The organism is Ignatzschineria sp. LJL83 (assembly GCF_054871845.1).
In genome coordinates this window covers 133,233-141,509 of sequence record NZ_JBTXLY010000006.1, presented here as the reverse complement: position 1 = coordinate 141,509, position 8,277 = coordinate 133,233, and the positions used below count along the sequence as shown (strand labels likewise).

Here is an 8,277-nt window from a genome sequence, read left to right as displayed (position 1 = left end):
ATTATAAAAAAATAGTTGCTGGAATTGTTCGTGGTTAGACTTATATACTTTTTGCTATCGCAAAAACATACAAGCCCCCATACAAACTTACTTAAGATTAAATTGTTAAAGAACTTCAGGAGCTAGTAGTTAGCAAGCTAATCAACATCTCGTTGACCGCCCGGTGAATCTCTCACCGCCCTAAGCAGACGAACAATATTACAGAAGTGATTCGGAGTTGTCAATTTTATTTTTGATCTCTTTTTAAGCACCGATTCAATTTCAAAAACTTCCTAAAACCGAACTTAAACTTAAAAGAGAGAAGCTAATTTATACCGACAGATCCAAACTATAAACCTATCAAAACCCACTTCCTTCCGAACCTTTCTCAACGTTGCCGTCAATCAAGAAGGTGTATATTACGCTTTTATTTTTTTTTGGCAAGCCTATTTTTGAAATATTTTACAAAAATCACAAAGAACGTTGTTTTTAAAAGAAATTAAAACCGAAAAATGTATTAAAAACCTCATGCCTCTTTTTCAAAACTTCCAGTAACATTAAATTTATCCCTATATAAGTAACTTTTGAGTATTACTGGAAGCCCTTAAATACACATTCAAATGCTATTTTTGAAACCCATCACACACAGCAATTTCAAAACCTTCACCTGTCACAATACTTCCTGCCACAATTTTTGCTGTTTTACGAAGTTCTACTTCACCATTCACACTAATCAAACCATCAGCAACCATTAATTTAGCTCTTCCGCCTGTTTCTGCAACGCCCGTCATCTTCAATAGATCATTCAAAGCAATATGTGGGTGGTTTTCTAAGAAAAACTCTTCTTTCATAATAGTCATAACATCTCTTTATATAAGTAAAGCGTACTAACGCTAGATCAAGTTCTGTATTTTACACTTAAAAGCATCTATTTTCCTTTTCAATATGATTCTAGAAAACGCTAGACATAAAAATGCTCTATATCCCACCATGAGAATATAGAGCATCAAGTTGTATTCTGATATGTCAGCCTGAGCCGTTAAAAACTTCCCTACTTCACTTGAACAATCTCCAATAAATAGGAGCCATATTATTCAATATTAAAAACGGTTTTTACGGCATTATCATTTTCGATCTGCATCACTCTTAATGAGCCTTTCTTTTCTGGACCCATTCCCGGAGAATTTAATGGCATTCCCGGCAATGCTATACCTTTAATATTCGGCTGTTCATCCCATAACTTACGGATAGAGGCAATCGGCACATGTCCTTCAATCACATAATCGCCCATGACGATGGTATGACAACTTGCGCCCATATACGTTCCTAAATCCATCTTCACTTGTGCAATATTCGGATGATCTACCATCTTCACTTTGATGCCCTGCTCTTCTAGGTAGGCCGCATGCGCCGTACAACAACCACAATAGGGATCCTTATATAGCGTCATTTCCGGCAAATCACTATTGTCTACTACTTGATTATCAGCAAATGCACTATTCATCGATGCAAATAGCAATCCTAACGCCATAAAACCTAACATTCTTTTTTTCATAATCATAAATCCTCATTCTTTATCATTGATTCATCTCCACTTCCCATACTGTAAAACCATCATCAAAAGACTGTTAGTAATACTAGTAATCAAATACTAATAATCCACTACAGCTCTATCTCTATATTGAGTACAGAGTGGCTTACAAAGGGAATAAATGAATGATGATCTTTTCGTACAACCAAAATAATTCGCTCTAATCTCTTAAATCAGATTAAGTGCTATATCAAAACTCAAATTACGAAAAAAGGATCTGTGGAGGCTTAGGATCTAACAACAAAATAGGATTCGGAGCATATCGCCACTGCAATCTAAGTTCGATAGATCTATTGACAATATCCGATATCGGCATAACTTCTGCCAACCACCAATTCACATGATCACAATGCTGTTGGCAACTCATTCCCTGCCCACTATTCATAGCACATGCGCCATCATTACAAATGGAGATATCGTGAACCATTTCTTCCTGCATCGAAGTACCATTCGCAAATGCCATACTGTTACTAACAGTTGCACTTGATATGACAAACATCCAACTCATCAGAAGTATTGTCATGATTGTGAATGTTCTTTGAAAGAAGCCCATAGAAGTTCTATCTAATTCCTATTAAAATTAACTTTAAGAAGATATGTGAATATCGAAAAGATCATCAAAAAGCAGGTTTTCAGCTATGTGAATCATCTGTGATTCGACATTACGCTAGAAGAATAACATATCTATCCTTTACGCTGGCATTTCTTCCGCTAACTTTTGAGGCTTATCAAGGAAGTCTTCAATGATACATTTTATGAAAATGGCTAAATAGATTCTAAAATAGATCCTTCTAGCACATATTAAGCATCTTCATTCATGATACAAATACCTTAAAACAGAGATGATTTCATGATGGATTCTATGACATAGAATATGATGCTAAAATTCATATCTACATTTATTCCATTTTCCTTATATTTCCCTTACATTTCTACATAAACACAATGAAGGTTGACCATGAAACTCAATACCAAATTAAAATTAATCCTTTCTACAACGAGCCTAATACTCATCACAGCTTGTGCAACTACGCAGAAAGATGCTACGAATACCATCAACAATCCCGCAAAAGGCGTTCTATGCGATCAATATATTTGTGTTGACCAACAAGGGGTTTCTATCGGATTAACGGAACATTACTTAGGAACTGAACGTGCGGAAGCACTTCTAAAAGCAGGAAAATTCGATACATCCGCTATGACATTTTCTAATGGCGTATTCTGCGATACAAAAGCGAAGCTCTGTTATGTTGATCGCTACTTTAACGCGGAAGGTCAAAGAAGCGCCGTTTCTCCTAAATATACAGCTGAACTCTTTCAGTAATTCATTCAACTAAAAGAGTTTCAATCATTAAAAAAACCTCGTTCAGCTTCCCGAACGAGTTTTTTTTAATCTCTAAAGTTTTCACATCTAGTGATGACTACGCAGTTTTTGGCACAAACATATTGAGTTGGATTAGTAAGTTATCCATACCTTCCGTTAACATATTTGTGTTGTAAAGCATTTCTGTAATTGCGTAGATTGCCGTAAAAGTATAGAGCAGTACGATAATCGTTTTTACAGGAAGTGATGTAATGAAGCTGTTGCACTGCCATTCAGGAACGATATCCCCAGTTTTACGAGCTGCACGAAGCATGAGTAATGGCACAATTGCTAAAATCACACCACCCACCGCACCGGCAAATTCAAGTGCACGACCGAAAGATACGAGTCCAAGGTACGCAAGCACGAATGGGGGAACAGATACGATCGCAAGTACGATACTTCTTCTCACAACATTCGTTTCTGAACCTAAGTTAAATTTGTCGAAGATATTCGTGAAGTAGCTTCCACCTAATCCCCAATAAGACGTTAACATTGCACAAAGCGCAAAGAGGTTTGCAACAATTGCCGCCCAATGACCAAGGAATGTTCCCCAAGTAATCGTTGCGATCTCATCAACGTTTTCAATACCTGCAAGTGAAATTACCGATAATGCAACCGTTGCCAATAAGACAAAGGTACAGATCATGCCAATGATAATGGCTTTTGGAAGAAGCTTTGGCTCATGCGCAAGACCACGTGCAATTTCAGGTACAATATATTGTGCTGAGTAGCTGAATACAACCAAATAGATGATCGGAATCATATAAGACCAATGCGCTTCTGCTAAGAAAGAGATTTGTGAATGGTCGTTGAAGAAGCTTGCGAAAGAGAGCACGATAATCAATGCAATCATCGCCATGCTGACGAATTTTCCGCTCTTACCAATTGCTTTCAAACCGATGTAAAGTACGCCCACCGCTGGAATTGCAAATAAGATACTTCCAAGTTGATTCGGAATACCGAAGAGTTCATTGAGTAAACGTCCACTTCCCGCCATATACGCAATCAATGCGCCGGTACTGTTCGCACATACTGAAAGGAAGATCAACCAAGCGCCGATTTTTCCAACATAACGCGCCGCTAATCCACTTAACTGATGATGTTTACGGGTTCTTAATGTTGTTTCTGCAACATAAAGCATTGTGATCGTTGTTAAAATACCAATAACAATTAACCACAATAAGAGTGGGAAAAATCCGGCATTTCGTGACGCATAAGGAATTGCTAAAACGCCGGCACCAATATTGGTTCCCACGATCATTGCAATACCTTCAAGAAGCGTTAGTTTTTTAGAAACTAAACCACCTTCTGCGCTCTGTTCCTCTACTTCAATATTTCCAGCTGTACTTACAGTCGACATATTTTCTATATCCCCCGACACTCATCACATTCATCTTTCTATAACATTCCGAAATTTTCTTATTTTTTAGGATGTTATTAAATGTTACATGCAATGCCTCAATTATTTAAAAAACAACCTTAAGGCACATATTTATACCCAAGGCTCACATATATTCATAAATTTTAATGAATTCGATATATAAGCATTGTCGGAAACGAATGTCTAGTGCTCACTTCTCCGATATCGCGGGCATGAAAGACTCACAGATTTTTACTGATTCTCACTCGATAGCACAACCTTTTGATATAAAAGTTGTTTCAAACTAACAGTGAAATCTTCCTCAATTAAACCGAAAATAACGCCTGATCTAAAATGCCTAATTTTTAGCAACATTCATTCGGAAAAGTTATTACAATAGTTCATCTTTCCTACTTTGAGGTTGCATCTCATGCGCCAAAATTTATTACTCGGCATTATGTTCGTAGTAATTTCCCAAATCGCTTTCGCTCTAATGGATAGCTCTATTAAATGGCTCAGTGCAGATATTTCTACTGCAACGATTATCTTTTTCCGAAATTTTCTCATGCTCCTTTGGGTATTGCCGGCATTTTATCTCTCCGGCGAGATGAAAAATTCTCTGCAACGTTTACCCCTTCACGCCGTAAGATCCTTATCAGGGCAAATCGGCATGGTGCTAATTTTTCTCTCCTTGAAGCTCCTTCCTCTTTCAGACGCCACCATTTTGCGATCGCTCACGCCACTTTTTGTACCAATATTAGCGATGATTTGGCTAAAAGAGCGTTTAAGTTGGACATTAATCCCGAGCTTTATCTTGGCATTTCTCGGCGTTTGGATGCTTTCCGGCATGGATAAACCGCACTTTTCTTGGCTCTCTTTCTTGCCTCTTACTGCCGGCATTTTTGTGGCGTTAGCGATGGTTGCTATTAAACGAGTGAGCGAAGTTGCCGGCGGTTCTGAAATCGTCTTCTACTTTGCATTGACCGGCATTGTCTTTTCTTTCGGAATGGCACCCTTTACCGGATTCACGCTTCCAAGCGATTGGTCTGTTTGGGGCGTTGTACTCTTAATGGGGCTTTTCGGTTCTCTTGGGCAAGTTTGGGTTACAAAAGCAAATCAGCTCACGGAAGCTTCCATTCTTGCGCCTTTTTACTATCTAAATGCCGTATTTGGCGCGATCTTATCCCATTTCGTCTGGAATGAAACTTTAGGAATTTGGGGCTGGATCGGCGCTTCGCTCGTGATCTTTGCCGGCATTTTCTTAGTTATTAAGAAATAGATAAGAAGCAAATTCTTTACTTAAGATGTGTAATTTATTTTTGTCACGCGATTATTATCGTTAAATCGGTTTAAGAAAGTTCAGTTATAAGATCAAGAAATAAAGGCTGATTCATGGCTGGGTCGAATGCTTGCATTTTTCTATAAATCCCGTGCCAGCAATATTGATCCTTTTTCGAATTTCAAACCGAAATTCCTATTAAGTTATTCCAATACATTCATTGCGAGATTCTTTGCGGTTCTTCCTAAGCTTTCAAAATTAGAAACAAAAATGCCGGCATAAGATTTTGTCTTATTGCCGGCGCTTTTAATACAGTTTTTAAAAACTACTCTTTCACAGCATTACAGCGATGATTCTTTGGTGCTCTACGGCGACGTTTTGGTCTTTCTCCATTCGTATTATCCGTAGATGCTGTTCTAGGATTTGCCGGTTTTGGACTTCCCGATCTAGGATTTCCTGATCTAAAGTTAGCTTTATTGCCTTCAGCAGATTGTGCTGAACGTCTTGCATCGCCGTTCGATCTCTCCGGACTTCCCGCTTGTTCCCCATTCGCATTTCGATGTCTGCTACCAGACCCACGGTTAGATGTTCCACGTGAGGCAGAATCTTCTCCTCTTCTTTGATTCGAATTTCGTCCTCTGCCACGACCTGAATTTCGACCAGCTCCTCGTCCCGCATTACGGCCTGAACCACGTGTTTCAATTGGCTCTGCTTTAATCGAAGGATCTACGGCAAAACCGTCCATCTCTTCACGAGGAATTTCTTTTTTCAATAAGCGTTCAATATCTTTTAAGAGTTTATGCTCATCAATACAGACTAACGACACCGCTTTCCCTGTAGAATCTGCTCTCCCTGTTCTTCCGATACGATGCACATAATCTGCCGGTACACTTGGTAAATCAAAGTTCACAACATAAGGAAGCTCGGCAATATCTATTCCACGCGCCGCAATATCTGTTGCCACTAATACCCGTACATCGCCGGTTTTAAATTCTGCTAATGCGCGAGTTCTTGCGCCTTGACTTTTATTGCCGTGAATTGCCGCAGCAACAATGCCTTTCTCATTGAGATATTCTGTTAAACGGTTTGCACCATGTTTCGTTCGGCAGAATACTAATACTTGCTCCCAGTTTTCACGCTCAATTAGATGCGATAAAAGCTCACGCTTACGGGATTTATCGACAAAATAGAGATTTTGCGTCACTTGCTCTGAAGAGGTTTTATGTCGCTCAATCTCAACACTTGCCGGATTATCCAGTAATCGTGTTGCTAGCTCTGTAATCTCTTTTGAGAACGTTGCTGAGAAAAGTAAGTTCTGACGTTTTGCCGGAATCTTCGCTAAAATTTTACGAATATCATGGATAAAACCCATATCGAGCATGCGATCTGCTTCATCTAATACTAAATATTCTACATTCGAGAGATCGAGCGCATTCTGCTTCTCTAAATCTAATAACCTTCCCGGCGTTGCCACCAAAATATCCACACCGCCACGAAGCTTCATCATTTGTGGATTAATACTCACACCGCCAAATACCACTAATGAGCGAAGCGGTAAGTATTTACTATAAGAGAGTAAGTTTTCATGAATCTGCGCCGAAAGTTCACGAGTCGGCGAGAGAATAAGCGCACGAACCGGTCTTTTATTCGATCCACGATGCCCTTTTTTAGATTGATGATTCTGGGGCTTTTCTTGGCTCATTAATTGTAATAATGGCAAAGTGAATCCCGCCGTCTTTCCTGTGCCCGTTTGCGCACATGCCATTAAATCCCGACCTTGCAGAACAACAGGAATCGCCTGCTGTTGAATGGGCGTTGGTTCTGAATACCCCGCTTCACTTATCGCTGTTAAGATTTCGTCACGCAAACCAAGGGATTTAAATGTCATAAAAAGATTTCACCTATTTAAAAAAAGAAAGAAGCACTATACACGAATTTACGGCAATAGATCGGAATCAATATGATCTAAAAGACACTTTTTAAACCTAGAGTAAAAGGCTGATTATAAAGTTAAAAATAAATTGAAAGCACCTTATTTATAAACAAGAAACCATTTCCCGAGAATCTTCTAGAAAATCTCTATCTATTTATAAGATCTTTCTGCCCTTTTCTAAGAAAAACAAATACTTTTTCAATCATATTGTTAAACGACTTTTAAGCGCTCATTATTAATTGAGGTTTTGATATATCTATTGCCGTAAATTCTATTTGATTTATGATGTTTAAATCTATTTATTTACAAAGTTATCACTAAAAGGATCAATCAGATGAATACTTTAAAAACAAAACCCGTTAAAAAACGTCGTTTATCCATGATCATCTTATTCTCGGCAATGACTTCAATCACGGCAATCTCAACAACAACTTTTGCCGAAACACCAAAAATTGCCGAAAAAGAGACTTTCGCAACACCGCTTCAAGCTGTGATTGCCGGTAATTCTTTTATCGATGAAGAAGAGCTTTCAACCATCACGTTATCACAAGAAACCAATCGAAATGAATCGCCTGATCTTGTGAAAATCACCTTAATACAATCAGGCTTACTCGATGATTCCGTGGAATCCATCAAAACCGTTTATTACTTAAGCAAAGCCGAAAAAGGTTGGTTCATTACCGATGAAACCCGCTTCCAAAAATGTCGTCGTGGTAATAACACCATTGATTTCACGAGAAGAAATTGTAACTAACATTAATTTATCTTG

Annotated in this window: 9 protein-coding genes; 4 read left to right on the top strand and 5 right to left on the bottom strand. The window is 38.5% G+C overall.

Going from position 1 to position 8,277, the window contains the following annotated elements:
- Positions 1 to 602 precede the first annotated feature (602 nt).
- The 3 genes from ACYSN2_RS05610 to ACYSN2_RS05600 form a co-directional block, all read right to left on the bottom strand.
- Complete coding sequence (locus tag ACYSN2_RS05610; protein ID WP_461749273.1) at positions 603 to 839, bottom strand: RNA-binding S4 domain-containing protein; 237 nt, start codon at positions 837 to 839, stop codon at positions 603 to 605.
- 230 nt (positions 840 to 1,069) lie between these two features.
- Positions 1,070 to 1,534, bottom strand: coding sequence for a DUF411 domain-containing protein (locus ACYSN2_RS05605; RefSeq protein ID WP_461749272.1), 465 nt, complete (start codon positions 1,532 to 1,534; stop codon positions 1,070 to 1,072).
- A 238-nt stretch (positions 1,535 to 1,772) separates the two neighbouring features.
- Positions 1,773 to 2,093 carry a hypothetical protein gene (locus tag ACYSN2_RS05600; RefSeq protein WP_461749271.1) on the bottom strand — a complete coding sequence of 107 codons (321 nt, stop codon included), beginning with the start codon at positions 2,091 to 2,093 and terminating at the stop codon, positions 1,773 to 1,775.
- Positions 2,094 to 2,528: 435 nt separating this feature from the next.
- Here ACYSN2_RS05600 and ACYSN2_RS05595 point away from each other — a divergent pair, with 435 nt between their 5' ends.
- On the top strand, positions 2,529 to 2,894 hold the full coding sequence (locus ACYSN2_RS05595) for a YcgJ family protein (protein WP_461749270.1): 366 nt from the start codon (positions 2,529 to 2,531) through the stop codon (positions 2,892 to 2,894).
- Positions 2,895 to 2,991: 97 nt separating this feature from the next.
- On the opposite strand, the gene ACYSN2_RS05590 is transcribed toward ACYSN2_RS05595, so the two are convergent.
- Complete coding sequence (locus tag ACYSN2_RS05590; protein ID WP_461749269.1) at positions 2,992 to 4,296, bottom strand: aromatic amino acid transport family protein; 1,305 nt, start codon at positions 4,294 to 4,296, stop codon at positions 2,992 to 2,994.
- Between the two features lie 430 nt (positions 4,297 to 4,726).
- On the opposite strand from ACYSN2_RS05590, the gene ACYSN2_RS05585 reads away from it, so the two are divergent.
- On the top strand, positions 4,727 to 5,575 hold the full coding sequence (locus ACYSN2_RS05585) for a DMT family transporter (RefSeq protein WP_461749268.1): 849 nt from the start codon (positions 4,727 to 4,729) through the stop codon (positions 5,573 to 5,575).
- 126 nt (positions 5,576 to 5,701) lie between these two features.
- Positions 5,702 to 5,857 carry a hypothetical protein gene (locus tag ACYSN2_RS05580; RefSeq protein ID WP_461749267.1) on the top strand — a complete coding sequence of 52 codons (156 nt, stop codon included), beginning with the start codon at positions 5,702 to 5,704 and terminating at the stop codon, positions 5,855 to 5,857.
- 43 nt (positions 5,858 to 5,900) lie between these two features.
- On the opposite strand, the gene rhlE is transcribed toward ACYSN2_RS05580, so the two are convergent.
- On the bottom strand, positions 5,901 to 7,463 hold the full coding sequence (gene rhlE, locus ACYSN2_RS05575) for an ATP-dependent RNA helicase RhlE (RefSeq protein ID WP_461749266.1): 1,563 nt from the start codon (positions 7,461 to 7,463) through the stop codon (positions 5,901 to 5,903).
- A 379-nt stretch (positions 7,464 to 7,842) separates the two neighbouring features.
- Here rhlE and ACYSN2_RS05570 point away from each other — a divergent pair, with 379 nt between their 5' ends.
- Positions 7,843 to 8,262, top strand: coding sequence for a hypothetical protein (locus ACYSN2_RS05570; protein ID WP_461749265.1), 420 nt, complete (start codon positions 7,843 to 7,845; stop codon positions 8,260 to 8,262).
- The last annotated feature ends 15 nt before the right edge of the window (positions 8,263 to 8,277 follow it).